This window comes from Streptomyces sp. NPDC126499, from assembly GCF_040302485.1.
In the GTDB taxonomy this organism is placed as follows: domain Bacteria; phylum Actinomycetota; class Actinomycetes; order Streptomycetales; family Streptomycetaceae; genus Streptomyces.
Genome location: NZ_JBEOUO010000007.1, coordinates 292,957 through 317,175, shown reverse-complemented (window position 1 = coordinate 317,175; position 24,219 = coordinate 292,957). Strand labels below are relative to the sequence as shown.

At 73.2% G+C, this 24,219-nt stretch carries 22 protein-coding genes; 6 read left to right on the top strand and 16 right to left on the bottom strand.

Annotated elements, in window-relative coordinates; translation table 11 throughout:
• Nucleotides 1-248 precede the first annotated feature (248 nt).
• Entirely contained in the window at nucleotides 249-3,308 is a 3,060-nt protein-coding gene (locus tag ABTZ91_RS13350; protein ID WP_352077249.1) for an NACHT domain-containing protein, read from the top strand.
• A gap of 87 nt (nucleotides 3,309-3,395) precedes the next feature.
• Here ABTZ91_RS13350 and ABTZ91_RS13345 read toward each other — a convergent pair whose 3' ends face one another.
• On the bottom strand, nucleotides 3,396-5,918 hold the full coding sequence (locus ABTZ91_RS13345) for an ATP-dependent Clp protease ATP-binding subunit (RefSeq protein ID WP_345487229.1): 2,523 nt from the start codon (nucleotides 5,916-5,918) through the stop codon (nucleotides 3,396-3,398).
• 463 nt (nucleotides 5,919-6,381) lie between these two features.
• On the opposite strand from ABTZ91_RS13345, the gene ABTZ91_RS13340 reads away from it, so the two are divergent.
• Complete coding sequence (locus ABTZ91_RS13340) at nucleotides 6,382-7,017, top strand: SCO3374 family protein (RefSeq protein WP_352077248.1); 636 nt, start codon at nucleotides 6,382-6,384, stop codon at nucleotides 7,015-7,017.
• Here ABTZ91_RS13340 and ABTZ91_RS13335 read toward each other — a convergent pair.
• The 10 genes from ABTZ91_RS13335 to ABTZ91_RS13290 form a co-directional block, all read right to left on the bottom strand.
• The gene (locus ABTZ91_RS13335; protein ID WP_352077247.1) at nucleotides 6,996-7,334 is read right to left on the bottom strand and encodes an Lsr2 family protein; all 339 of its coding nucleotides are present in this window, start codon (nucleotides 7,332-7,334) and stop codon (nucleotides 6,996-6,998) included. The genes ABTZ91_RS13340 and ABTZ91_RS13335 overlap by 22 nt on opposite strands.
• A gap of 156 nt (nucleotides 7,335-7,490) precedes the next feature.
• Entirely contained in the window at nucleotides 7,491-8,012 is a 522-nt protein-coding gene (locus ABTZ91_RS13330) for an amino-acid N-acetyltransferase (protein ID WP_345487226.1), read from the bottom strand.
• Between the two features lie 9 nt (nucleotides 8,013-8,021).
• On the bottom strand, nucleotides 8,022-8,456 hold the full coding sequence (locus tag ABTZ91_RS13325) for a BlaI/MecI/CopY family transcriptional regulator (protein WP_352077246.1): 435 nt from the start codon (nucleotides 8,454-8,456) through the stop codon (nucleotides 8,022-8,024).
• A gap of 122 nt (nucleotides 8,457-8,578) precedes the next feature.
• Nucleotides 8,579-8,758 (bottom strand): hypothetical protein, encoded by a 180-nt coding sequence (locus tag ABTZ91_RS13320; protein ID WP_352077245.1) that lies wholly within the window; start codon nucleotides 8,756-8,758, stop codon nucleotides 8,579-8,581.
• Between the two features lie 14 nt (nucleotides 8,759-8,772).
• Entirely contained in the window at nucleotides 8,773-9,453 is a 681-nt protein-coding gene (locus tag ABTZ91_RS13315; protein WP_352077293.1) for a hypothetical protein, read from the bottom strand.
• A gap of 274 nt (nucleotides 9,454-9,727) precedes the next feature.
• Nucleotides 9,728-10,534, bottom strand: a complete 807-nt coding sequence (locus ABTZ91_RS13310) for a type III pantothenate kinase (protein ID WP_352077244.1) — start codon at nucleotides 10,532-10,534, stop codon at nucleotides 9,728-9,730.
• The gene (nadC, locus tag ABTZ91_RS13305) at nucleotides 10,534-11,550 is read right to left on the bottom strand and encodes a carboxylating nicotinate-nucleotide diphosphorylase (protein ID WP_352077243.1); all 1,017 of its coding nucleotides are present in this window, start codon (nucleotides 11,548-11,550) and stop codon (nucleotides 10,534-10,536) included. Before nadC ends, ABTZ91_RS13310 begins: the two co-directional genes overlap by 1 nt.
• On the bottom strand, nucleotides 11,547-13,256 hold the full coding sequence (locus tag ABTZ91_RS13300; protein ID WP_352077242.1) for an L-aspartate oxidase: 1,710 nt from the start codon (nucleotides 13,254-13,256) through the stop codon (nucleotides 11,547-11,549). The genes nadC and ABTZ91_RS13300 overlap by 4 nt, the downstream gene beginning before the upstream one ends.
• A complete protein-coding gene (gene panC / locus ABTZ91_RS13295; protein ID WP_352077241.1) occupies nucleotides 13,253-14,260 on the bottom strand; it encodes a pantoate--beta-alanine ligase in 1,008 nt (335 codons plus the stop codon). Before panC ends, ABTZ91_RS13300 begins: the two co-directional genes overlap by 4 nt.
• Nucleotides 14,257-15,246, bottom strand: coding sequence for a DUF2520 domain-containing protein (locus ABTZ91_RS13290; RefSeq protein WP_352077240.1), 990 nt, complete (start codon nucleotides 15,244-15,246; stop codon nucleotides 14,257-14,259). Before ABTZ91_RS13290 ends, panC begins: the two co-directional genes overlap by 4 nt.
• A 122-nt stretch (nucleotides 15,247-15,368) precedes the next feature.
• On the opposite strand from ABTZ91_RS13290, the gene ABTZ91_RS13285 reads away from it, so the two are divergent.
• The gene (locus ABTZ91_RS13285; RefSeq protein WP_352077239.1) at nucleotides 15,369-16,511 is read left to right on the top strand and encodes a beta-eliminating lyase-related protein; all 1,143 of its coding nucleotides are present in this window, start codon (nucleotides 15,369-15,371) and stop codon (nucleotides 16,509-16,511) included.
• 142 nt (nucleotides 16,512-16,653) lie between these two features.
• On the opposite strand, the gene ABTZ91_RS13280 is transcribed toward ABTZ91_RS13285, so the two are convergent.
• The gene (locus ABTZ91_RS13280; protein WP_352077238.1) at nucleotides 16,654-16,818 is read right to left on the bottom strand and encodes a hypothetical protein; all 165 of its coding nucleotides are present in this window, start codon (nucleotides 16,816-16,818) and stop codon (nucleotides 16,654-16,656) included.
• Nucleotides 16,819-16,918: 100 nt separating this feature from the next.
• Between ABTZ91_RS13280 and ABTZ91_RS13275 the strand changes: the two genes are divergently transcribed.
• Complete coding sequence (locus ABTZ91_RS13275) at nucleotides 16,919-18,007, top strand: DUF5937 family protein (RefSeq protein ID WP_352077237.1); 1,089 nt, start codon at nucleotides 16,919-16,921, stop codon at nucleotides 18,005-18,007.
• Between the two features lie 33 nt (nucleotides 18,008-18,040).
• Here the strand turns inward: ABTZ91_RS13275 and ABTZ91_RS13270 are convergent, their stop codons facing one another.
• The 3 genes from ABTZ91_RS13270 to ABTZ91_RS13260 all read right to left on the bottom strand — a co-directional run bounded on the left by ABTZ91_RS13270 (nucleotide 18,041) and on the right by ABTZ91_RS13260 (nucleotide 20,588).
• Entirely contained in the window at nucleotides 18,041-18,649 is a 609-nt protein-coding gene (locus ABTZ91_RS13270; RefSeq protein ID WP_352077292.1) for an AAA family ATPase, read from the bottom strand.
• Nucleotide 18,650: 1 nt separating this feature from the next.
• Nucleotides 18,651-19,319 (bottom strand): response regulator transcription factor, encoded by a 669-nt coding sequence (locus tag ABTZ91_RS13265; RefSeq protein WP_352077236.1) that lies wholly within the window; start codon nucleotides 19,317-19,319, stop codon nucleotides 18,651-18,653.
• 63 nt (nucleotides 19,320-19,382) lie between these two features.
• Nucleotides 19,383-20,588, bottom strand: coding sequence for a sensor histidine kinase (locus ABTZ91_RS13260; RefSeq protein ID WP_352077235.1), 1,206 nt, complete (start codon nucleotides 20,586-20,588; stop codon nucleotides 19,383-19,385).
• Between the two features lie 139 nt (nucleotides 20,589-20,727).
• On the opposite strand from ABTZ91_RS13260, the gene ABTZ91_RS13255 reads away from it, so the two are divergent.
• The gene (locus tag ABTZ91_RS13255; protein WP_352077291.1) at nucleotides 20,728-21,648 is read left to right on the top strand and encodes an SAM-dependent methyltransferase; all 921 of its coding nucleotides are present in this window, start codon (nucleotides 20,728-20,730) and stop codon (nucleotides 21,646-21,648) included.
• Between the two features lie 131 nt (nucleotides 21,649-21,779).
• The gene (locus tag ABTZ91_RS13250) at nucleotides 21,780-22,922 is read left to right on the top strand and encodes an NADH-quinone oxidoreductase subunit D (protein ID WP_352077234.1); all 1,143 of its coding nucleotides are present in this window, start codon (nucleotides 21,780-21,782) and stop codon (nucleotides 22,920-22,922) included.
• Nucleotides 22,923-23,079: 157 nt separating this feature from the next.
• On the opposite strand, the gene ABTZ91_RS13245 is transcribed toward ABTZ91_RS13250, so the two are convergent.
• Nucleotides 23,080-24,186: a hypothetical protein gene (locus ABTZ91_RS13245; protein WP_352077233.1), complete on the bottom strand. Its 1,107-nt coding sequence runs from the start codon at nucleotides 24,184-24,186 to the stop codon at nucleotides 23,080-23,082.
• Nucleotides 24,187-24,219 lie beyond the last annotated feature (33 nt).

Below are 24,219 nucleotides of genomic sequence, written 5' to 3'. Positions count from 1 at the left end.
AAAGGGCGCCGCCCGCCCGCCCCGGGACCCTCCGGGACCAAAGTCCCGGCGGTTCAGCCCTGAACGTCCCGAATCCCGACCAAAAGTCGCCACTATTCCGCCTAGTACCCTTCGAAACCCCTGTGCGCCTTGTCACCACGGCCGGGGCGCGAATGGGACCTGGGTCACGCGGATCACGGCCTAGCGAGGCCGTCCCGGACTACGCTGACGGCTTTCGGGGACGTACGTGGACGACGCGGGGGACACACATGGATCCGGCACTCATCGGCACCCGGCTCGCCTCGGCGGCGATCGGCCCGCTGCTGAGGAAACTGCTGGCGGGCGACGGTCCGGGGGCCGGCCTGCCGGGCGGGGCGCGGAAGGTCCGGCTCTCCGCCCTGGTCTCCTTCCGCGGCGAGAAGCGCACGCTCACCGAGAAGGACGTCCGCCGGCTCGCCGCCACCCTCGTGGAACGGGCCGCCACCGGCCCCGGCGAGCCCCCGTTCCCCGCCGACGAGACCGAGGCCGTCGCCGACGCCCTGGCCTCCCGCCTCCTCGCCCTCGGCGACCTCGACATGGACGACGTCCAGGCCGTCCGCCTCGGCCACCAGGCCCTCGCCCAGCGCCTGCGCGCCGCCGCCCCGCCGCCGGACGGCCTCGCCACCGCGTCCGTCCTCTTCCTGGACGCCGTCACCGAAGCCGCCTGCCGTCACATTCTCGAGTTCTTCACCCAGCGCTCCACCTTCGTGGCCAGGACCCTCGTCGAGCAGTCCCGCGGCCAGGCCGAGCTGGGGACGAAGCTGGACCGCCTGACCGACCGGATCGCGCACCCGGACGTCCGCGACGCGGACTTCGAACGGCGCTACCTGGCCCACCTGGCGAAGAAGCACGGCCGGCTCACGATCTACGGCATCGACCTGCACCACTCGCCGGACGAGTGGCCGCTGGACATGGCGTATCTGTCGCTGGAGGCGACGGGGCCCGATCCCGCGGGGAGCGACCCCCACTGGCACGAGGCCTGGTACGCGAGGCGCGACCCCGACTCGCCCCACGGCTCCGCGGTCCGCACGGCCGGCGGCCCCGTCCGCGCGGACCTCGCGCTCGCCCGGCACCCCCGCATCCTCCTGCGCGGCCTCGCCGGCTCCGGCAAGACCACCCTCGTGCAGTGGCTGACCGTGTCCGCCGCGACCAGCCGGCAGGCCGAGGGCATGGCCTACCTCCACGGCCGCATCCCCTTCGTCCTGCCCCTGCGCGCCCTCACCCGGCACGGCGAGCGGCTGCCCGCCGCCGAGCACTTCCTCTCCGCCGCCGGCTGCCCCCTCACCGCGCCCGACGGCTGGGTCGACCGGGTCCTGACGGCCGGGCGCGGCCTGGTCCTGGTCGACGGGATCGACGAGATCCCCGAGGCCGAACGCGGCCGGGCCCGCGGCTGGCTCCGCGACCTCCTCGCCGCCTACGGGGACGGCAACCGCTGGCTGGTGACCTCGCGCCCCAGCGCCGTGGGCGACGACTGGCTGGCCAGGGACGGCTTCACCGAGCTGACCCTCTCCCCCATGACCCGTACCGAGGTGGCCACCTTCGTACGCCGCTGGCACCAGGCCGCCGGGCCGGACGCCGCCCCGTACGAGCAGCCGCTCCTCGACGCCCTGCGCACCACCGAACACGTCGCCCAGCTCGCCACCAACCCCCTGATGTGCGGTCTGATCTGCGCCCTCCACCGGGACCGCCGCGGCTATCTCCCCCGGGGCCGCAAGGCGCTGTACGAGGCCGCCCTGTCCATGCTGCTCGCGCGCCGCGACCGGGAGCGGGACATGGGCACCCCGTACGGCATCGCCCTCGACGAGGCCCCGCAGATCCAGCTGATCCAGCGCCTCGCGTACTGGCTCACGCTCAACGGCCGCACCCAGATGGACCGCGACCACGCCCGGTCGATCGTCCAGGAGGCCGTACCGGCGGTCCCGGACGCCTCGGCGCACGACCCGGAGAAGGTCTTCACCCACCTGCTGCACCGCAGTGGCCTGCTGCGCGAGCCCACCGCCGACACCGTCGACTTCGTCCACCGCACCTTCCAGGACTACCTGGCCGCCAAGGCACTCGTGGACCATTGGGACATCGGCGTGCTGGTCTCCCACGCCGCCGACGACCAGTGGGAGGACGTCATCCGCATGGCGGTCGGCCACGCCCGGCCGCGCGAGTGCGCGGAGATCCTGCGCGAGCTGCTGGCCGCGGCGGACGCCAACCCCCAGGACCGGAGCCGGCAGCTCCGCGTCCTGCTCCTCGCGGCCTCGGCCCTGGACCATGCGACGGAGGTGCCACCGGAGGTCCGCGCCGAGGTCCTGGCCCGCACGGCGGAGATCATCCCGCCCCGCACCCCGGACGAGGCGCGGGAGCTGGCCAGGGTGGGCCGGCTCGTCCTCGACCTGCTCCCCGGCCCCGAAGGGCTGAGCGACGAAGAGGCCCGCATGGTGGTGACGACCGCCACCCACATCACGGTCGACGCGGCGATCCCCTACCTGGCGCGGTTCGCCGACCACTCCTCTCTGGAGGTCCGCTCGCAGCTCGTCTGGGGGTGGGGGCGCTTCGAGGCGAAGCCGTACACGGAGGCGATCGTGGCCCGGGTGGACCCCACCGACCTGCACTACAGCGTCGCCGACGACGAAAGGGCCCGCGAGGTCCTGCGTCTCACCCCGCTGCCCGACCGGCTCGAAATCCTCCACCAGGTGTCCGACGAGCAGACGGCCGCCCTGCTCGCGCGCTGCAAGCCCCGGGTCCTGCATCTGGAGCGGACGGCGGTACGACCGGATCTATCCGCGCTCAGCTCGCTCACCCGGGTCGAGAGGCTCTCCCTTGACCTGCCCGACGAGGCGCGCTGGCGGCTCGCGGACCTCCCGACCCGAGGGCCGCTGGAGAGTCTTGCCTTCTCGTCCTGGCCCGTGGACGGACTCGCGGAACTGGCCCACTGCGGGAGCCTGGATCAGCTCGTGCTCTGGGACGCGGACCTGACGGCCGAGGGCTGGCAGCAACTGGCGGCGTTGCCGCGGGTTCCGATGCTCTGCATCGACTCGGTCGACCTCGACACGTGCCTGGACGACATCCGGCTGCCCGGCGTCGACCATCTGGTCCTCCAGACGATCAACGCCCTGCCGTCGCTGGACCGGATCGTCCGGAGCTTCCCTGCTCTGCGGGGCCTGACTCTGTTCCCCGGGGTGGAAGGCACTCTGGAGGTCTCCGCGCTCGCCGCCCTCCCCCACCTCACGGAACTCCAGGTCACGGGCCTCACCCTCACCGGCGCCGAGCACCTTCCGGCCACCCTCCGGATCCGCGCCTGACCGCACGCACGCAAAGGGGCGGCCCCGGAACCGTCAGGTTCCAGGGCCGCCCCTTCAGCGCTCGGCTCGGCTCAGCGCAGCGTCAGGTCACGCGTCCTTCGACAGGTTCGGACCCGGGCCGCCGGCCGCCTCCACCGGAGGGACGTCCGGCAGGGCCGACTTCTCCTCGCCGCGGAAGGTGAACTTCCGCTCCTCGCCGTCGCCCTCCGTGTCCACGACCACGATGTGGCCGGGCCGCAGGTCGCCGAAGAGGATCTTCTCGGACAGGGTGTCCTCGATCTCGCGCTGGATCGTCCGGCGGAGCGGACGGGCGCCGAGAACGGGGTCGTAGCCCTTCTTCGCGAGGAGCTCCTTCGCGGTCTGGGAGAGCTCGATGCCCATGTCCCGGTCCTTCAGGCGCTCGTCGACACGGCCGATCATCAGGTCGACGATCTGGAGGATGTCGTCCTGGGTCAGCTGCGGGAAGACGATGATGTCGTCCACACGGTTGAGGAACTCCGGGCGGAAGTGCTGCTTCAGCTCGTCGCTGACCTTCGCCTTCATCCGCTCGTAGTTGGACTTCGTGTCGCCCTGGGCCGCGAAGCCCAGGTTGAAGCCCTTCGAGATGTCCCTGGTCCCGAGGTTGGTCGTCATGATGATGACCGTGTTCTTGAAGTCCACGACCCGGCCCTGGGAGTCGGTCAGGCGACCGTCCTCCAGGATCTGGAGAAGGGAATTGAAGATATCGGGGTGGGCCTTCTCGACCTCGTCGAAGAGGACCACGGAGAACGGCTTGCGGCGCACCTTCTCGGTGAGCTGGCCGCCCTCTTCGTAGCCCACGTATCCGGGGGGAGAACCGAAGAGGCGGGAGACCGTGTGCTTCTCGCTGAACTCCGACATGTCGAGGGAGATCATCGCGTCCTCGTCGCCGAAGAGGAATTCGGCGAGCGCCTTGGACAGCTCGGTCTTACCGACACCGGACGGGCCGGCGAAGATGAACGAGCCGCCGGGGCGCTTCGGGTCCTTCAGACCCGCTCGCGTACGCCGGATGGCGCGCGAGAGGCCGATGACGGCGTCCTTCTGGCCGATGACGCGCTTGTGGAGCTCGTCCTCCATGCGGAGCAGGCGCGAGGACTCCTCCTCGGTCAGCTTGAAGACCGGGATGCCGGTGGCGGTCGCGAGGACCTCGGCGATCAGCTCGCCGTCGACCTCGGCGACGACGTCCATGTCGCCGGCCTTCCACTCCTTCTCCCGCTTGGTCTTCGCGGCGAGGAGCTGCTTCTCCTTGTCGCGCAGGGAGGCGGCCTTCTCGAAGTCCTGCGAGTCGATCGCGGACTCCTTGTCCCGGCGGACGGAGGCGATCTTCTCGTCGAACTCGCGGAGGTCCGGCGGCGCGGTCATCCGGCGGATGCGCATCCGGGAGCCGGCCTCGTCGATCAGGTCGATCGCCTTGTCCGGCAGGAAGCGGTCCGAGATGTAGCGGTCGGCCAGGGTCGCGGCCTGGACGAGGGCCTCGTCCGTGATGGAGACCCGGTGGTGGGCCTCGTAGCGGTCGCGCAGGCCCTTGAGGATCTCGATCGTGTGCGGCAGCGACGGCTCGGCGACCTGGATGGGCTGGAAGCGGCGCTCGAGGGCCGCGTCCTTCTCCAGGTACTTCCGGTACTCGTCGAGCGTGGTGGCACCGATGGTCTGGAGCTCACCGCGGGCCAGCATCGGCTTGAGGATGCTGGCGGCGTCGATCGCGCCCTCGGCGGCACCCGCACCCACCAGGGTGTGGAGCTCGTCGATGAACAGGATGATGTCGCCGCGGGTGCGGATCTCCTTGAGGACCTTCTTCAGGCGCTCCTCGAAGTCACCGCGGTAGCGCGAGCCGGCGACCAGGGCACCGAGGTCGAGGGTGTAGAGGTGCTTGTCCTTGAGGGTCTCGGGCACCTCGCCCTTGACGATGGCCTGGGCCAGGCCCTCGACGACCGCCGTCTTTCCGACGCCGGGCTCGCCGATGAGGACCGGGTTGTTCTTGGTCCGGCGGGACAGCACCTGCATGACCCGCTCGATCTCCTTCTCGCGCCCGATGACCGGGTCGAGCTTGGACTCGCGGGCCGCCTGGGTGAGGTTGCGGCCGAACTGGTCGAGGACCAGGGACGTCGAGGGCGTGCCCTCGGCAGGACCGCCCGCGGTGGCGGCTTCCTTGCCCTGGTAGCCGGAGAGCAGCTGGATGACCTGCTGCCGGACCCGGTTGAGATCGGCGCCCAGCTTCACGAGGACCTGGGCGGCGACGCCCTCGCCCTCGCGGATCAGGCCGAGCAGGATGTGCTCGGTGCCGATGTAGTTGTGGCCGAGCTGGAGGGCCTCCCGGAGCGACAGCTCCAGGACCTTCTTGGCACGAGGGGTGAAGGGGATGTGCCCGGACGGGGCCTGCTGGCCCTGGCCGATGATCTCCTCCACCTGCTGGCGGACCGCCTCGAGCGAAATCCCGAGGCTCTCCAGGGCCTTAGCGGCGACACCCTCACCCTCGTGGATAAGGCCCAGGAGGATGTGCTCGGTGCCGATGTAGTTGTGGTTGAGCATCCGGGCTTCTTCCTGAGCCAGGACGACAACCCGCCGCGCGCGGTCGGTGAACCTCTCGAACATCGTTAATCGCTCCTCAGAGCGGTCAGTCAGTTAGGGGTCGATCCCCTCCCTGTCCTTCCGCAGCTTAGTCCCGCAAGCGGGGACCGCTCATTCCAACTGCCGACATCCGTCCGGATCACCCCCTTACTTCTCGGGGAGACCTGCTGCCGAACAGCCGACAAATGCTCCAACTCGATGGTGCGAGACGATGTTCCCGCAGGCCAAGCTGTTAGCCCCGGCTCCAGTACGCCGATGGCGAACGTGAGACGCTTCGGCCCGCGAGACGCCCCTCCTCACATGGAATGTCTTACCCGTAAGCAGGGACACTCCATGCGGCGCACCCCGGTTCCCTCCGCTACGGGCGAACAACCTTGCGCGGCCGAATGCACCCGTACGCCCCCATGATGGACACAGCGCGCTCCGGACCGAGGACGCAGGGTCACCGTCCCCGTAACCCGCCGGTCGCCGGAGGCGTTCCTCCGGTATGGCCCTCACCGTCCCGCCGCCCCGCTCGCCGATCGACGGCGGTCTGGCGTGGTGGTACGAGCAGGAGCTGGGCTGGGCCACCGCGCCCGGGCCACCGGTGCGGCTGGTGACGGGACTGCGGTTCGACGTCCTGGAGCTGCCCGCGCCGGCCGGTCACGGCGTGCTGCGCCGGATGGGCGCCGCCGTCGGTCCGGTGGCCCTCATGGGGCGGCGGATGCGGCTGCTGGTCGCCGCGGGGAGCGCGGAGGAGCTTCCCGGACTGCTCGACTGGCTGGAGTGGGGCGGGATCTCACTGGATCTGGCGATGCTCGGCACCGGCGGCCGGATGACCGCCCCTGTGCCCCCCGGCTGGAAACCCACCGGTCGGAGCGGTTCCGGCGCGCCGGGGGCCGCGGTGTGGCTGAGGGCCCCGGAGCCGGGGCACGAGGTCGAGGCCTCGCTGCCGGCCCTGCGGCCCTCGCTGCGGGGACGCGCCGCCGAGGCGGGCTCCCCCTGTCTGGTGCGGCTCGTGGCCGCCGCGGCCGCCGAGTGCCACCGGGTGCGGCTGCTGAGTGCTGCCCGGGCCCGCCGGCCGGAGCCGGAGGCGGGGGCGGGCGCTCAGCAGCGAGGCCGTCAGCGGTTGGCGTCCTCGTAGGCCGCCTTGATCTCGGCGGGCACGCGGCCACGGTCGTTCACGTTGTAGCCGTTCTCCTTGGCCCACGCGCGGATCTTCGCGGTGTCCGGGCTGCCGCCGGAGGCGGCGACGCGGCCCTTGCCGCGGGAACCGGCGCTGCGCCCACCGGTACGACGTCCATTCTTGGTGTACGGCTCGAGCAGGTCACGGAGCTTGTCCGCGTTGGCGGTGGTGAGGTCGATCTCGTAGGACTTGCCGTCCAGCGCGAACGTCACGGTCTCGTCCGCCTCCCCGCCGTCGAGGTCATCGACAAGAAGGACCTGAACCTTCTGTGCCACCGGATTTCCTTTCATCGAAAATGCAGTACGCGGAAAGGAAACCGCTTTTCCCGGAAAAACACAAACCCCTGGCAGAGGTTCAGAACCCCGGCAACGCGGGAAACGTGCGCGATTCGGACATAGGCACTCCGAAGACGCTCGGATCCGCGCCCCCCGTCACAGGTGCAGAAGCATGCGACTGTTGCCCAAGGTGTTCGGCTTCACTCGTTCGAGACCGAGGAACTCGGCGACGCCCTCGTCATAGGAACGCAGGAGCTCACTGTAGACATCTCCGTCGACCGGAGTCTCCCCGATCTCGACGAAGCCGTGCTTCGCGAAGAAGTCGACTTCGAAGGTCAGGCAGAAAACCCTGCGCACACCGAGCCATCGCGCGGTGTGCAGCAACTTGTCGAGCACCTGATGTCCCACTCCGGCGCCCTTGAAGCCGGGATCGACCGCGAGAGTGCGCACTTCGGCGAGGTCTTCCCACATCACGTGCAGGGCGCCGCAGCCGACGACCGTGGCGTCGTCGTCGCGTTCGGCGACCCAGAACTCCTGGATGTCCTCGTAAAGCGTCACGGGCGCCTTGTCGAGGAGGATGCCGCGGCGCACGTAGGGATCGACGAGCCGGCGCAGGGCGGCGACATCGGAGGTACGGGCCCGGCGTACGGTGACGGCATTGGCGGAAGCGGATGGCATGGGGGGACGTTATCGCCCGGGCCCGCCGGGCTCCCGGCCCCCCTCGGCCGTTTCGGCGGGCGGCGCGGCGGTCGCCTCGGGGATGTCCCGCTGGGCGATACGGATGGCGTCGTTCAGCGCCTCGCGCTGTTCGGGCGACATCATCCCGAAGAAGGCGACGAGGGCCGCCGCCGGGTTGTCGCTCTGCGCCCAGGCCTCGTTCATCAGTGCGGCCGAGTAGGCGGCCCGGGTGGAGACGGCCGTATATCGATAGGCGCGGCCTTCGACTTCCCTGCGCACCCAGCCCTTCTGATGGAGATTGTCCAATACCGTCATGACGGTGGTGTAGGCGATGGACCGTTCCTGCTGGAGATCCTCCAGGACTTCCCGGACGGTGACCGGCCGGTTCCATTGCCAGACGCGGGTCATGACGGCGTCTTCCAGCTCTCCCAATTGACGGGGCACAGGGCCACCTTAGTGCGATACCGGCGCATATAGGCACATTGCTGGACGAAACGCCTCTGAAGACAGCAAAAAGGACGTACGGCCTGGCGGCGGTCGTACGTCCTCAGGGCCCCGGGGGGCCGTTACGGGGCCGGGGTGCCGTCCTGTCGGCGTGCGCCCTCGGCGCGGGCGAGGGCGGCGTCGACGGCCGCGTCCTCCTTGGCCTTGTTCGGTCCGCCCTGGCTCTTGACGATCACGACGATGAGGGCGGTGAAGAACACGGCCATCACGACGGGGGGCAGGAGCGCGGATACGTATTCCATGGCATCCAGAGTAGCTATCCGGCGGCGCGTTCCTCGGGCGGGGGCGGCGGTACGGGGCGTCGGCGCGGCGGGAACACCTCGGAGGGCTTGGGCACCGGGCGCTCGCCGGGCGCGGGCGGTTTCGGCCCGGGTCGCCCGGGATCGCCCGGTGCGGGCCGCCTCGGCCCCTCCTCGGCGGCGCGGCCGCCGGGCAGGGCGAGCAGCCGGGTACGAGGGGCGGGCGCGGTCCTCGCCGGGGCGGGAGCCGGGGCCGGGGTGCGCACAGGGGTGCGGGCCCTGGTGTGGACCGGAGCGGGGAGCGGCGAGCGGGGACCGGCCTGGGCGACGCGGGCGAGGCGGGCGCGGACGGATCGTTCCGCCAGGACCTGGCAGCGGGCGAGCAGCGCGGCGGCCGCGGGGTTGCCGCGCAGGGCCCGCAGGGCGGAGAGGTCGTCGGCCGCCGGGTCGTAGCCGGCCGCCAGGGCGTCCCGGAGGAGCTCGAGATAGCCGGGCAGCGAGCCGGGCAGGGACTGGCGGTAGCGCGCCAGGTCGGCGAGGAGGAAGGCGCGCTGCCGGCCGGCCTCGCGCACCGCCTCGTCCACGGAGTCGGCCAGGCGCAGGCAGTCCTGGACGTCGTCGTCCTGAAGGGGGGCAGGGTTGAGGGCGGTGGCGAGGGCGCGTCGGAGCACACGCAGCTCGTCCGCGCTGAACGCCATGCCGCCGCGGGATCCGTAGGGCGTGGGCATGGACCGACGATACGCGCTAATCGGACAAATCCGGCGCTTCTCGATCTTCCCGGCGGGTCGGCCCTCTTCTCGGCGCGTCGGCCCTGCCGACAGGTCGATCCTTCCGGCAGGTCGGCCCTTCCGGCGGGTCGGTCCTTCCCGCCGGTGGTCCTTCCGGTCGCTCGGTCCGCTTCCCGCCGGTCGGCCCCGCCCTCTTCTCCGCCGGTCGGTCCGTCGAGCGGGTCGCGGGGGCGCCCGCCCGGCGCTACATGCGCGAGACGTTCCGCTCGTAGACCAGCCGCAGGCCGATCAGCGTCAGCCAGGGCTCGTGCGCGTCGATCTCCTTGGAGTCCGCGAGCACCATCGGCGCCAGGCCGCCGGTCGCGATCACCGTCACGGCCGAGGGGTCCCCGTTCGGGCCGGCCAGCTCGCGTTTCATCCGCGCGACCACGCCGTCCACCTGCCCCACGTAGCCGAAGACGATGCCGGACTGCATCGCCTCGACCGTGTTCTTGCCGATCACGCTGCGCGGGCGGGCCAGCTCGATCTTGCGGAGCATGGCGCCCTTCACGCCGAGCGCCTCCACCGAGATCTCGATGCCCGGGGCGATGGCGCCGCCCGCGTACTCGCCGCGCGCGGTGACCGCGTCGTACGTCGTCGCCGTGCCGAAGTCGACGACGATCGCCGGACCGCCGTACAGCTCGACCGCCGCCACCGCGTTGATCACGCGGTCGGCGCCGACCTCCTTGGGGTTGTCCGTGAGGACCGGCACGCCGGTCTTGACGCCCGGCTCCACCAGGACCGCGGGGACGTCCCCGTAGTAGCGGCGGGTCACCTCGCGCAGCTCGTGCAGCACCGAGGGGACCGTGGCGCAGATCGCGATGCCGCCGATGCCGTCGCTCAGCTCGACGCCGAGCAGCGGGTGCATGCCCATCAGGCCCTGGAGCAGGACCGCCCACTCGTCGGCGGTGCGCCGCGGGTCGGTGGAGATGCGCCAGTGCTCGACGATCTCCTCGCCGTCGAAGAGACCGAGGACGGTCTGGGTGTTGCCGACGTCGATCGTGAGCAGCATCAGCGGGCCGCCTCGCGCAGGTCGAGGCCGATGTCGAGGATCGGGGAGGAGTGGGTGAGCCCGCCCACCGCCAGGTAGTCCACGCCGGTCGCCGCGTACGCCGCCGCGTTCTCCAGGGTGAGCCGCCCGGAGGACTCCAGGATCGCCCGGCCGGCGACCAGGGCGACCGCCTCCTCGGTCTCGATCGGGGTGAAGTTGTCGAGCAGGATCAGGTCGGCGCCCGCGTCCAGGACCTCGCGGACCTGGTGCATGGTGTCGACCTCGACCTCGATCGGCACGTCCGGGAACCGCTCGCGCACGGCCTGGAACGCCTCGGCCACCCCGCCGGCCGCCACCACGTGGTTGTCCTTCACCAGGGCCGCGTCCGACAGCGACATGCGGTGGTTGACGCCGCCGCCGCAGCGCACCGCGTACTTCTCCAGGGCGCGCAGGCCGGGCGTGGTCTTGCGGGTGTCGCGGACCTTCGCCTTCGTGCCCTCCAGGGCGTCCGCCCACGCGCGCGTGGCGGTGGCGATGCCGGACAGGCGGCACAGGATGTTCAGCGCGCTGCGCTCGCCGGTGAGCAGGTCACGGGTGCGGGCGGTGACGCTGAGCAGCTTGTCGCCGGCCTCGACCCGCTCGCCGTCCTCGACGTGCCGCTCGACCTCGAACTCGTCGGTGCACACGATCGACAGGACCGCCTCGGCGACCCTGAGCCCGGCCACCACACCGGCCTCGCGGGCGGTGAAGTCGGCGGTCGCGACGGCGTCCTCGGGGACGGTCGCCACGGTCGTCACGTCCACGCCGCCGTCGAGGTCCTCGGCGATGGCCAGGTGCGCGATGTCCTCGACCTGGACCGGGTCGAGTCCGGCCTCGGCGAGGAGCTGGGCGAGCGCCGGGTCGAGACCGCACTCGTACGCCTCGTCCTCCCCGCAGCCGCAGCCGTCGCCGCAGCCGCCACCGGGCTCGGCGGGGGCGTTGATCTGGATCAGGGGCACGTCCACGGGCTCCGGACGTGCTTCTTCGGGCGTGCTCACGGCTGGGGCTCCCTGGGTGCGTCGGGGGTTACGGGCGGAAAGTCTGCGCCGGTGGTGCGGTGGACCACCAGCCGGCGGTCGGGCGTCAGCCGGACGACCAGATGGCGGCGCCAGTTCGCGTCGTCCCGGTCGGGCCGGTCCTCGCGCCAGTGGCAGCCGCGGGTCTCCTCGCGCGCCTGGGCCGAGGCGACCAGGACGCGGGCGACGACCAGCAGGTTGGCGGTCTCCCAGGAGTCGACGCCGGGCTCGGCGGCCTTGCGGCCGTCCCGTCCGGCGTCGAGCTCGGCGTGGCGCTGGAGCCCCTCCAGGGCGTCGGCCGCGTCGGCGAGGCTGGCGGCGGAGCGCAGCACGCCCGCGCCCGCCGTCATGATCCGCTGGATCTCCCGGCGCTCCTCGGGCGGCAGCAGGGCCTGTACGGAGCCGGGGGCGGCGGTGGGCAGCGGCAGGCCCTCGCGGTGCGGGCCGTTGGCGGTGATGTCGTCGGCGATCCGCTCGGCGAAGACCAGGCCCTCCAGGAGGGAGTTCGACGCCAGCCGGTTCGCGCCGTGGACGCCCGTGCAGGCCACCTCGCCGCACGCGTACAGGCCCGGAACCGTCGTACGGCCGCGCAGGTCGGTGCGCACGCCACCGGAGGCGTAGTGGGCGGCCGGGGCGACCGGGACCGGCTCGGTGACCGGGTCGATGCCGTGGGCGCGGCAGGCGGCCAGGATCGTCGGGAAACGGTGCTCCCACATCTCGGCGCCGAAGTGGCGGGCGTCGAGGTACATGTGCGCGGTGCCCTGCTCCTGCATCCGGCGCGTGATCGCCTTGGCGACGATGTCCCGGGGCGCCAGCTCGGCCAGCTCGTGCTGCCCGAGCATGAAGCGGACCCCGTCGGCGTCGACGAGATGGGCGCCCTCGCCGCGTACCGCCTCGGAGACCAGCGGCTGCTGGCCCTCGGAGCCGGCGCCCAGGAACAGCACCGTCGGGTGGAACTGGACGAACTCCAGGTCGGAGACCTCCGCGCCGGCGCGCAGCGCGAGCGCGACGCCGTCACCGGTGGAGACGGCCGGGTTGGTGGTGGCGGAGAAGACCTGGCCCATGCCGCCGGTGGCGAGGACCACGGCGGGGGCGTGGACGGCGCCGACGCCGTCGTGCTGGCCCTCGCCCATCACGTGCAGGGTGACACCGGCCGTGCGGCCTTCGGCATCCTTGAGGAGGTCGAGGACGAGGGCGTGCTCGATGAAGCGCACGCCCTGGTCGCGTATCGCCTCGACCAGGGCGCGGGAGATCTCCGCGCCGGTCGCGTCGCCGCCGGCGTGGGCGATCCGGCGGCGGTGGTGGCCGCCCTCGCGGGTCAGCGCGATCTCGCCGCCGTCGGTGCGGTCGAAGGCGGCGCCGGTGGCGATGAGCCGCCGCACGGCGCCGGGGCCCTCGGTGACCAGGGCGCGCACGGCCTGCTCGTCGCACAGTCCGGCACCCGCCACGAGCGTGTCGTCGAGGTGCTGCTCGGGCGTGTCGCCCTCGCCGAGCGCGGCGGCGATGCCGCCCTGGGCCCAGCGGGTGGAGCCGTCGTCGAGCCGGGCCTTGGTGACGACGACCGTGCGCAGCCCGGCGGAGGTGCAGCGCAGGGCCGCGGTCAGGCCCGCGACGCCGGAGCCGACCACGACGACGTCGGCGTCGATGGACCAGCCCGGGTCGGGCGCGTGCAGCCGTATTCCGGTCACTTCGTGGCTCCGAAGGTCAGGGGGAGGTTGTCGATGAGCCGCGTGGTCCCCACCCGCGCGGCGACGGCGAGGATCGCCTCCCCGTCGTGGTCGTCGGCGACCTCCGTGAAGTCGGCCGGGTCGACCAGGGCCAGATAGTCCAGGACGAGCGGCGGATCGGCCTTGGCCGCGTCGTCGAGCACGGCCTGAGCCGCGGCCCGTACGGCGTCGGCGCCCCCGCCCTCGACCACCTGGGCGACCGCGTGGGCGTCGGCGGCGGCGCGGGCCTCGCCGAGCCGGGACAGCGCCTCGGCGCGGGTCTCGGCCCGCCCCCGCGCGCCGGGCAGGGCGGTGGCGCGGGCCCGCAGCGCCTCCTGTGCCGCGAGCCGGTCGCCGGCGGCGAACAGCGCGCGGGAGAGCGCCAGGGCCGTACGGCGCTCCGCGGGCGACAGGTAGCGGTTGCGGCTCGACAGGGCGAGTCCGTCGCTCTCGCGTACGGTCGGCACGCCGACGATCTCGACCGGGAAGTTCAGGTCGCGGACCATCCGGCGGATCAGCGCCAGCTGCTGGGCGTCCTTCTGGCCGAAGAAGGCCAGGTCGGGGGCGGTCAGATGGAGGAGTTTGGCGACGACGGTGAGCATGCCGTCGAAGTGGCCGGGCCGGGAAGCGCCCTCCAGGCGCTCGCCCATGGGGCCCGCGCTGATCCGGACCTGCGGCTCGCCGCCCGGGTAGACCTCGTCGACGGCGGGCGCGAAGACGGCGTCGGCGCCGGCGGCCTCGGCGACCCGCAGGTCGGCGTCGAGGGTGCGGGGGTAGCGGTCGAGGTCCTCGCCCGCGCCGAACTGGAGCGGGTTGACGAAGACGGTGACGACGACGGTGCCGTCCGGGCCGACCCGGTCGCGGGCGGCGCGGACCAGGGTGGCGTGGCCGTCGTGCAGGGCGCCCATGGTCATGACGACGGCGCGGCGGCCCGCGTTCGCGGGCGCGTGGAGCTCGGCGGCCGTACGGACGAGCGTGAAGGTCATCGGTGGTCGTCCCCCTCGGCGAGCACACCCAGCAGGTCCTGGGCGAGCTCGGGCTTGAGCAGTCCGTGCGCGAGCGCCCGGTCGGCGGTGGCGCGGGCCATCGCCAGATAGCCGGCGACGGTGGCGGGCGCGTGCTTGTGCAGCTCGGCGACGTGGGCGGCGACGGTGCCGGCGTCCCCGCGGGCGACGGGCCCGGTCAGGGCGGCGTCGCCGGACCGCAGCGCGTTGTCCAGGGCGGCGCCGAGCAGCGGGCCGAGCATCCGGTCCGGGGCGCCGACCCCGGCCGAGCGGAGCAGCTCCATGGCCTGGGCGACCAGGGTGACCAGGTGGTTGGCGCCGAGGGCGAGGGCCGCGTGGTAGAGCGGCCGGTTCTCCTCGGCAATCCACTCCGGCTCGCCGCCCATCTCGATGACGAGGGCCTCGGCCGCGAGCCGCAGCTCCTCGGGGGCGGTGACGCCGAAGGAGCACCCGGCGAGCCGCTGGACGTCCACGGAGGTGCCGGTGAAGGTCATCGCCGGGTGCAGCGCCAGCGGCAGGGCGCCGGCCCGGCGCGCCGGGTCGAGGACCCGTACCCCGTACCGCCCGGAGGTGTGCACGAGGAGCTGCCCGGGCCGCACGGCGCCCGTGTCGGCGAGGCCCTCGACGAGTCCGGGCAGGGCGTCGTCGGGGACGGTGAGCAGGACGAGATCGGCACGGGCCAGCACCTGTGCGGGCTCGACGACGGGGACGTCGGGCAGCAGGGCGGCGGCGCGGCGCCGGGAGGCGTCGGAGACGGCGGAGACGGCCACGGGGCGGTGTCCGGCGAGCTGGAGGGAGGCGGCGAGGGCGGGGCCCACCCGGCCCGCGCCGACGACTCCGACGGTGAGCCGCGCGGGGCGGTCCTCCGCCCGGTCGGGCTGCTGCCGGGGCTCGGCTGGTGGTGCGTTCACGATGCGGGTCGGCCTTCCGTTCCAGTCCTCGGCGGGTACCGGACGATTTCTGGTCATGCTACGCCAGCGTTTCGCGCTCTCCTTCGACTGTCCACAGAGAGCGGGAGGCGGTGTGATGATCAGCCCGGAGCTGTGGACAACTCCATGAGGGCTCGCGCCGCATGGACGATGATCGGGCCATGGAATCCGATCAGCGATGCGCCGAGTACCGGGCCCGGGTGTGGAGCGGCGCCCGCCGCAGACTGTGGGACACCTCGGCGGACGGCACCACCGGCGGACGGCTGCGCGAGCTGGCCGACTGGGCCGCGAGGACGCCGTACGGGGACGGCCGGGTCGACACCTACGGCGACGCGGTGGTGGAGGAGCTGGAGCGGCGGGTCGCCGCGGAGCTGGGCTTCCCGGCCGCCGCCTTCTTCCCGACCGGGACCATGGCCCAGCAGGTCGCGCTCCGCTGCTGGGCCGGCCGCACGGGCAACGCGGTGGTCGCGCTGCACCCGCTGGCCCACCCCGAGCTGCACGAGAACGGGGCCTTCGAGACGGTCGGCGGCCTGCGCACCGTCCACCTGACCGACGAGCCGCGCCTGCCGACGGCAGAGGAGGTGCGGGACCACCCCGAGCCCTTCGGGGCCCTCATGGTGGAGCTGCCGCTGCGGGACGCGGGCTTCGTGCTGCCGGCCTGGGACGAGCTCGTCGCGGTGGTGGAGGCGGCCCGGGACCGCGAGGCGGTGGTCCACTTCGACGGGGCGCGGCTGTGGGACTGCCCGACCCACCTCGGCCGCGATCTGCCGGAGATCGCCGGCCTCGCGGACAGCGTCTACGTGTCGTTCTACAAGTCGCTCGGCGGCCTGTCGGGCGCCGCGCTCGCCGGGCCTGACGAGCTGATCGAGGAGGCCCGGCTGTGGCGCCACCGCTACGGCGGCCAGCTCTTCCAGCAGTATCCGGCGGCCCTGTCCGCCCTGCGCGGCCTGGACACGGAGCTGCCCCGGCTGCCCTCGTACGTGGCCCACGCGCGCCTGGTCGCCGCCGCGCTCCACGAGGCCTTCGCGGAAGCCGCCGTGCCCTGGTTCCGCGTCCACCCGGAGGTCCCCCACACCCACCAGTTCCGCGTCTGGCTCCCCCACGCCCCCGACACGCTCACCGCCGCCGCGCTCTCCCTCGCGGAGGACACCGGCACCGTCCTCTTCCGCCGCTGGTTCCCCGCCCCGGCGGGCGGCCCGCCGGGGATGGCGGTGACGGAGGTGACGGTGAACGGGCCGGGCCTGGAATGGACGGCCGAGGACGTGAAGGAGGCGGTACGGGAATTCCTGACGCGCGTGGGCTGAGCCCGGGGGCGACGCCGGAGCGGCCCCGCGCGGCACCGTGCACCGACCGCCGGGCGAGGCCGGAGCAGCCTCGCGACGCTGTGGGCCGACCGCCGGGCGCGGCGCCAACGGCCCCGCGCCGCTCCCGGTGACGGTCTCCGCGTCACTCACCGCCCCCTACCCCGGCCCGGCCCCCCGACCGACCCCGCACCCGCGCGAGCAGCGCCCGCACCACCGCCAGATCGTGGGTGCCAGGCGCGGGCGGCGCCGGTTGCCCGGTGCGGGCGGCCCGGTAGCTGTCCAGCAGGTGTCCTTGCAGTGCGTCCATGCCCCCACCGTGCGCCCGCGGCGCCCCGCCCGCCCCGCCGATTGACGGCCCTCGTCAAACGGCACGACACCTCCCCCACCGCGCCCCGCACCATAGGGGCGTGAGCGTGACCATCGACATCACAGGACTGCCGCACGAGCGGATCACCTTCTGCCCCTCGCCACTGGCGGAGCTCGGCAACGCCCTGCACGCCCTGGCCGAGCCGGCCCATCACGCGCGCCTGCACGCGTGGACGACGGCGACGGCGGCGGGGCTGAAGCCGGAGCTGGCCGAGCGGCTCCACGAGGCGGACTTCATGTGGCGGTCGACCCGCTCCGACTTCCTCCTGCCGGCCCGGCCCCGCGAGACGCTGGCGGAGGAGCTGGACGACCTCGACCGCATGGACGACGAGAAGTTCGTCGGCGCCGCCCTGGAGATCTCGTGCAGCAGCCGCTACGCGCAGGGCATCCCGTCCCCGCTCGTCGACGAGCGCTCGCGCCGCCGGGCCCTTGACCTGGCCGCGGCGCGGGGACCGCGGCAGGCCGCGTTCGTGGAGCGGATGCTGTGCGAGCCGACGGCCACCCGCGCCTGGATCCGCCGGCTCCTCCAGGACTGCGACGAGGCGTTCTTCGCGGACACCTGGCAGCGGGTCCGCGTGCAGCTCGCCGCCGACGCCCGCCACAAGACGGAGCTGCTGCGCCGCAAGGGCCTGGCCGAGGCTCTGACGGCCGCCTCCCCCGCCCTTTCCCTGGAGGAGGACGGGCGCGGTTCCCGCATCGTCGTGGACAAGCTGGTGCACGGCCGCACCGAGGCCCACGGCTCCGCCGTCACGCTGGTGCCGACGGCGTTCGGCTGGCCGCACCTGTTCGCCCTGTGCGCGCCCGGCTGGCAGCCGGTGATCCAGTACCCGGCGGCGGCCCGCGAGGTCGGGGGCGCCGAGTCCGTCGAGCTGGTCAAGCGGCGTCTGGAGGCCATCGCCCACCCGATGCGGATGCGCCTGTGCCGGAGCCTGGCGCGCGGCCCGTACTCGACGAGCGAGCTGGCCGACGCGTACGGCATCACCGCCCCGGAAGTATCCCGCCACCTCTCCGTCCTGAAGAAGGCCGGGCTGCTCACCACCCAGCGCCGGGGCCGCTATGTGCTGCACCAGCTGGACTTCTCGGTCGTGGCCCGCCTCGGCAGCGACTTCCTGGAATCGGTCCTGCGGTAGGAGCACCGCGCCGGCAGGCCCCGGCCCGCCCGCTCAGTCGAAGCGGATGTGCGAAAGACCCACCCGGATCCGCCGCAGCCGGTGGCGCAGTGGCCCGTCCGTGTCCGGCGCGATCCGCAGTCCCGCCAGGTGCGCGATCCGGTCGGCGACCTGGGGGACGGTCAGGGCGTCCGTCCGGATGTGGTGGGCGAATTCCGGGGCGGCCAGCCGCTCCAGGCAGCCGTCCAGTTTCCGTACGGCGAAGCTCTCCCGTTTCAGGCCGCGCCCCAGGCCCCGCTCGCTCAGGCGCCGCAGCACGGTCTCCCGCTCGGCGAGCAGCGCGAAGTGCCGTACGCGCTCGTCGCCGTGCGTCTGCCGCAGCCGCCCGACCGTCTCGGCGAAGTACGCGGGCTCGACGACCGTCATCGGCGCGATCACCGGCCCGTCGTGCCGCCGCAGCGCCAGGTCGAGCACCTCGTACACGCCCTGCCGCCAGGCGGCCAAATCCTGGAAGTCGCCGCGCAGCCCCGGCGGCAGGCTGCGGTGCAGGCCGAAGCCGACGTGTTCGGGGTCGCAGACGACGCTGCCGGGCAGGCGACGGCGCAGCTCGTAGGCGGTCTGGGTCTTGCCGCCGCCGAACGGCCCGTTGAGCCAGAGCAGCACGTCAGCGCCCACCGGCCCGTACGAGGCCCGTCTCGTAGGCGAGGACGACGACCTGGACCCGGTCGCGCAGGCCCAGCTTGGTGAGGATGCGGCCGACGTGGGTCTTCACGGTGGCCTCCGACAGCACGAGGCGGGCGGCGATCTCGCCGTTGGACAGGCCCTGGGCGACCAGCATCATCACTTCGCGTTCCCGCTCGGTGAGCCGCTCCAGTTCCTTGTGCCGCGGTTCGGGACCGGCCGAGGGCAGCATGGGCGAGAAGCGGTCCAGGAGCCGGCGGGTGGTGGAGGGGGCGACGACCGCGTCCCCGCTGTGCACGGAGCGGATCGCGCCGAGCAGTTCGCCCGGCGGCACGTCCTTGAGCATGAAGCCGCTGGCGCCCGCCTTGAGCCCGGAGAAGGCGTACTCGTCGAGGTCGAAGGTGGTCAGGATCAGCACCTTCGGGGCGTCCGGCTCGGCGCAGATCCGCCGGGTCGTCTCCACGCCGTCCAGCTTGGGCATGCGCACGTCCATGAGGACGACGTCGACGGCCGTGCTCCTGAGCACCTCCAGGGCCTCCACGCCGTCGCCCGCCTCGGCCACGACCTCCATGTCCGGCTGGGCGGCCAGCACCATGCGGAAGCCGGTGCGCAGCAGCACCTGGTCGTCGACGAGCATCACGCGGATGGCCATGGGGAGATCCTTAGGGGTCGTGGGGTCGTGGGACGTCGGTGAGCGGTCGTCGGTGGGCGGTCGTCAGTGAGCGGGCTTGAGGGGGAGCAGGGCGCTGATGCGGAAGCCCCCGCCGGGGCGCGGGCCCGCGTCCAGGGTGCCGCCGACCATGCCGACGCGCTCACGCATGCCGATCAGGCCGTGGCCGCGGCCGTCGGCGCCGCCGTCCTCGTACATCTCCTGGGGCGCGCCGCGCCCGTCGTCCTCGACGAGGAGTCCGAGTCCGTCGTCGAAGTAGACCAGGCGGACGCTGGCGCCGGCGTCGGGGCCGCCGTGCTTGCGGGTGTTGGTGAGGGCTTCCTGGACGATCCGGTAGGCGGTGAGTTCGACGCCGCTGGGCAGGGGGCGCGGGGTGCCCTCGACCTTGAAGTCGACGGCCAGGCCGGCGCCGCGGACCTGTTCGACGAGGTCCTCGATCTGCTGGACGTCGGGCTGCGGCACGTACTCCCCGGCCTCCTGGTGCTCGCCGGTGCGCAGGATGCCGAGCAGCCGGCGCATCTCGGCGAGTGCCTGGCGGCCGGTGCTGGAGATGGTCTCCAGGGCCTGTCGGGCGGTCTCGGGCGAGGAGTCCATGACGTAGGCGGCACCGTCGGCCTGGACGACCATCACGGAGACGTTGTGGGCGACGACGTCGTGCAGCTCGCGGGCGATGCGGGCGCGTTCGGCGGCGACGGCGACCTTGGCCTGGGCCTCGCGTTCCTTCTCCAGGCGGGAGGCGCGTTCCTCCAGCTGGGCGAAGTAGGCGCGGCGGGTGCGCAGGGAGTCGCCGAGGACCCAGGCGAGCGCGAAGGGCACGGTCATGATGACCGTGAAGAAGATCTTGGCGGCGACCGAGTCGGTGCCGTCCTGGACGGGCCAGCGCAGCTGCGACAGGGTGCTGGCGCTCAGTCCGCCGGCGAGCGCGAGGCGGGAGGCCCAGCGGGGGCCGTCGTGCGCGGCGACGGTGTAGATGATCACCAGCATGGCGAAGTCCGCCATGAAGGGGATGATCCCGAAGGCGAGCTGGGCGAGGCCGAGGCCGACCGCGAGCAGCAGCATCTTCTCGGGCATGCGCCGGCGCAGGGCCACGACCAGGGAGAACAGCGCGCCGACGACCGCGTACGGGACGGGCTCGACGACCATCGGGACGGAGGAGCCCACCCACAACAAGGAGAACCCGAAGAGGACGACGGCCCAGAAGGTGTCGACGCCCGTCGGGTGTCTGCGGAGGAAGTCGTAGAGGCGCTGCACGTGACCCAGCGTAGGGAAAGGGGATAGGTGCAGGGGTCAACCGTGGGAGCGATCCTTCCCGTGAGGCCCGTACTCCCCAAGGTGGAGACTGGGGCACGTGACGGATGAGACGTGTCAATGGCAGGGCTGGCGGGACGCCATGGAGCGGGCGCTGTACGGCCCCGGGGGCTTCTTCCTGCTGCCCGAGGGGCCGGCCGGCCACTTCCGTACGTCGGTGCACGCCTCGCCGCTGTTCGCGGGGGCGGTGGCGCGGCTGCTGGTGCGCACGGCGGAGGAGCTGGGGACGGACGAGGTGGCGTTCGTGGACGTGGGCGCGGGGCGGGGAGAGCTGCTGACGGGCGTGCTGGCGGCGCTGCCGGCGGGCCTGCGGGTCCGCCCGTACGGGGTGGAACGCGCGGCCCGCCCGGCGGGCCTGGACCCGCGGATCACCTGGACCGGGCGGCTGCCGGACGGGGAGCGGGGGCTGCTGTTCGCGAACGAGTGGCTGGACAACGTGCCGGTGGACGTGGCGCAGGTCGACGAGGCGGGGGCGGTGCGGTACGTGGAGGTGGACCGGGCCGGTCGGGAGCGGCTGGGCGCGGTCGTGGCGGGCGCGGACGCCGAGTGGCTGGAGCGGTGGTGGCCGCTCACGGAGCCCGGGGAACGCGCGGAGATCGGCCGGACCCGGGACGCGGCCTGGGCGACGGCGACGGCCTCGCTCGCCGCCGGCACGGCGGTGGCCGTCGACTACGCCCACACCCGCCCCTCCCGCCCGCCCTTCGGCACCCTCACCGCCTTCCGCGCCGGCCGCGAGGTCGCCCCGGTCCCGGACGGCACCTGCGATCTGACGGCCCACGTGGCCCTGGACGCGTGCGCGGCGGCGTCCCCCGGCGCGGAGCTCCGCACCCAGCGGGAGGCCCTGCGCGGCCTGGGCGTCTCGGGCGAGCGCCCCCCGCTCTCCCTGGCCTCGACCGACCCGGCCGGCTACGTCCGCGCCCTCGCCGCCGCCGGCGAGGCGGCGGAACTGACCGCTCCGGGCGGTCTCGGGGACTTCCTGTGGCTGGTCCGGCGGGTCGGCTAGGGCTCCTACCGACGGGCGCCTGCCGAAGGGCGACTACCGAAGGCCGCGTGCCGAGGCTGCCTGCCGAAGGCGACCCAGCGAAGGCTGCCTGCCGAAGGCCGCCCGTGGCGGCGCGAGGGATACTGTCCGGCATGACGGAGACGACGGTCGGCATCGGCGGCGCGGCGGAAAGCACCGACATGGTGCTCAACATCGGCCCCCAGCATCCCTCCACGCACGGTGTGCTCCGGCTCCGGCTCGTGCTCGACGGGGAGGTCGTGCGGGAGGCCGAGCCGGTGGTCGGCTACATGCACCGGGGGGCCGAGAAGCTGTTCGAGGCGCGGGACTACCGGCAGATCATCATGCTGGCGAACCGGCATGACTGGCTGTCCGCGTTCTCCAACGAGCTCGGTGTGGTCATGGCCGTCGAGCGGATGCTCGGCATGGAGGTCCCCGAGCGGGCCGTGTGGACGCGGACGCTGCTCGCCGAGCTGAACCGGGTGCTCAACCACCTGATGTTCCTCGGCTCCTACCCGCTGGAGCTCGGCGGCATCACCCCCGTCTTCCACGCCTTCCGCGAGCGCGAGGAGCTCCAGGCCGTCATGGAGGAGGTCTCCGGCGGCCGGATGCACTACATGTTCAACCGGGTCGGCGGGCTGAAGGAGGACCTTCCCGCCGGGTGGCTGGGCCGGGTGCGGCAGGCGGTCGCGGACGTGCGGTCGCGGATGGACGTGTACGACCGGCTCGTGCTCGGCAACGAGATCTTCCGGGGACGCACCCGCGGGGTCGGGGTCCTCGCGCAGGAGACCGCGCACGCGTACGGGGTGTCGGGGCCCATCGCCCGCGCCTCGGGCGTCGACTTCGACCTGCGGCGCGACGAGCCGTACCTCGCGTACGGGGAGCTGCGGGACACCCTGCGGGTGGTGACCCGGACCGAGGGCGACTGCCTGGCCCGCTTCGAGTGCCTGCTGGAGCAGACGCACAACTCCCTGGAGCTCGCCGACGCCTGTCTGGACCGGATCGAGGAGCTGCCGCAGGGGCCCATCAACCAGCGGCTGCCGAAGGTCCTCAAGGCACCGGAGGGGCACACCTACGCCTGGACCGAGAACCCGTTGGGCATCAACGGCTACTACCTCGTCTCCAAGGGCGAGAAGACCCCGTACCGGCTGAAGCTGCGCTCGGCCTCGTACAACAACATCCAGGCGCTGACCGAGCTGCTGCCGGGGACTCTCGTCGCCGACATGGTGGCGATCCTCGGCTCGCTCTTCTTCGTCGTCGGCGACATCGACAAGTAGGACGGCGGGACGGGCGGCACGGCATACGGCGGTACGACATACGGCGGCACGGCATACGGCGGTACGACATACGGCGGCACGGCATACGGCGGTACGACATGCGGCAGGCGCCGGCGGATCGTGTCCGCCGGCGCCTGCCGCACACCTGCCTCGTCCGTTACGAGTTGACCGCCCCGCGCAGCTCCGCCACGTCGAGCTGCTCGGTCTCGTCGTGCGCCGTGAGGTCGATGACCTGGCCGATCGCCCGCTGCTCGGGGGCGGCCGGCTGCTCGGCGGCGGCGAGGACCTCCTCGCCGACGACGTCGGCGAGGTCCGCGTTCTGCACGGCCTCGATCGCGGCGGCCGCCTTCTTCGCGCCCAGCGCTCCTTGCGTGCCGAAGTAGTCGAAGCCGCCCACGGGGCGCGGGGCGGGTCGGCGGGCGGCGTACGGGACGATCGCGGCCGCGGCGGGGACGGCGCGCAGCGCGGAGGCCCCGGAGCTCTTCGCGTGCTGCTCCTCCTGCGGGCGCGGGCGGTCCGCGGCGCCGGGAGTCTTCACCTCGGGCCGGGTCTGCGCCTCGGGCTTCGTCCCGGCCTGGGGCTGCGCCCCGGGCTCGATCTTCGACCCGGTCTCGGTCTTCGCCCCGGCCTCGGGCCGGGTCGGCGTCGCCGGTTCGGGTTCCGCGTCCTCCTCCGCCGCGCCCGGGGCCCGCACGGCGGGCTCCGTCCTCGCCGTCAGCTTGCGCAGGGCTTCCGCGGCCCTGCGGTAGGCCTCCGGGGTCGGGGTGGAGCCGGCGGCGGGCAGGGCCTTCGTCCCCCCGGTGGTCGCGGTGGTCTCCAGGGCGAGCCGGCGGCGGCCCTCCAGGGCGCTGGCCCGCTCGGTCTCGGCGGTGGCGTAGCGGCGCAGGAGGTCGGCGTGCTCGCTGCGGAGCCCGGCCAGTTCGACGCGCTTGGCGCGGAGCTTGGCGTCGAGGCGGGCGCGCAGCTCGCGCGACTCCTCCAGGTCGGACTCCAGCTCGGCGATCCGCTCGTCGGTCTTCCACTGGTCGGCGGTGCGGGCCCGGTTGAGCTCGGCGACCTGGCGGCCGGCGCTGCGGTCCCAACTGCGCATGAGGACGGCCCCGGTGACGGCCGCGGCCGCCGCGGCGGCGACGAGCAGCCGCAGCACCACGGGGTCACCGAGCAGCCAGGCGACCGCGGCACAGACGACCGACGCCCCGGCGACCGCGGAGGGCGGCAGGAGCTTGTGCAGAGGTGGGGAATGGCGGTGACGTCCACGTGGCATGGCCTGAAATTTACCGTGCGTAGGCGGCGTATG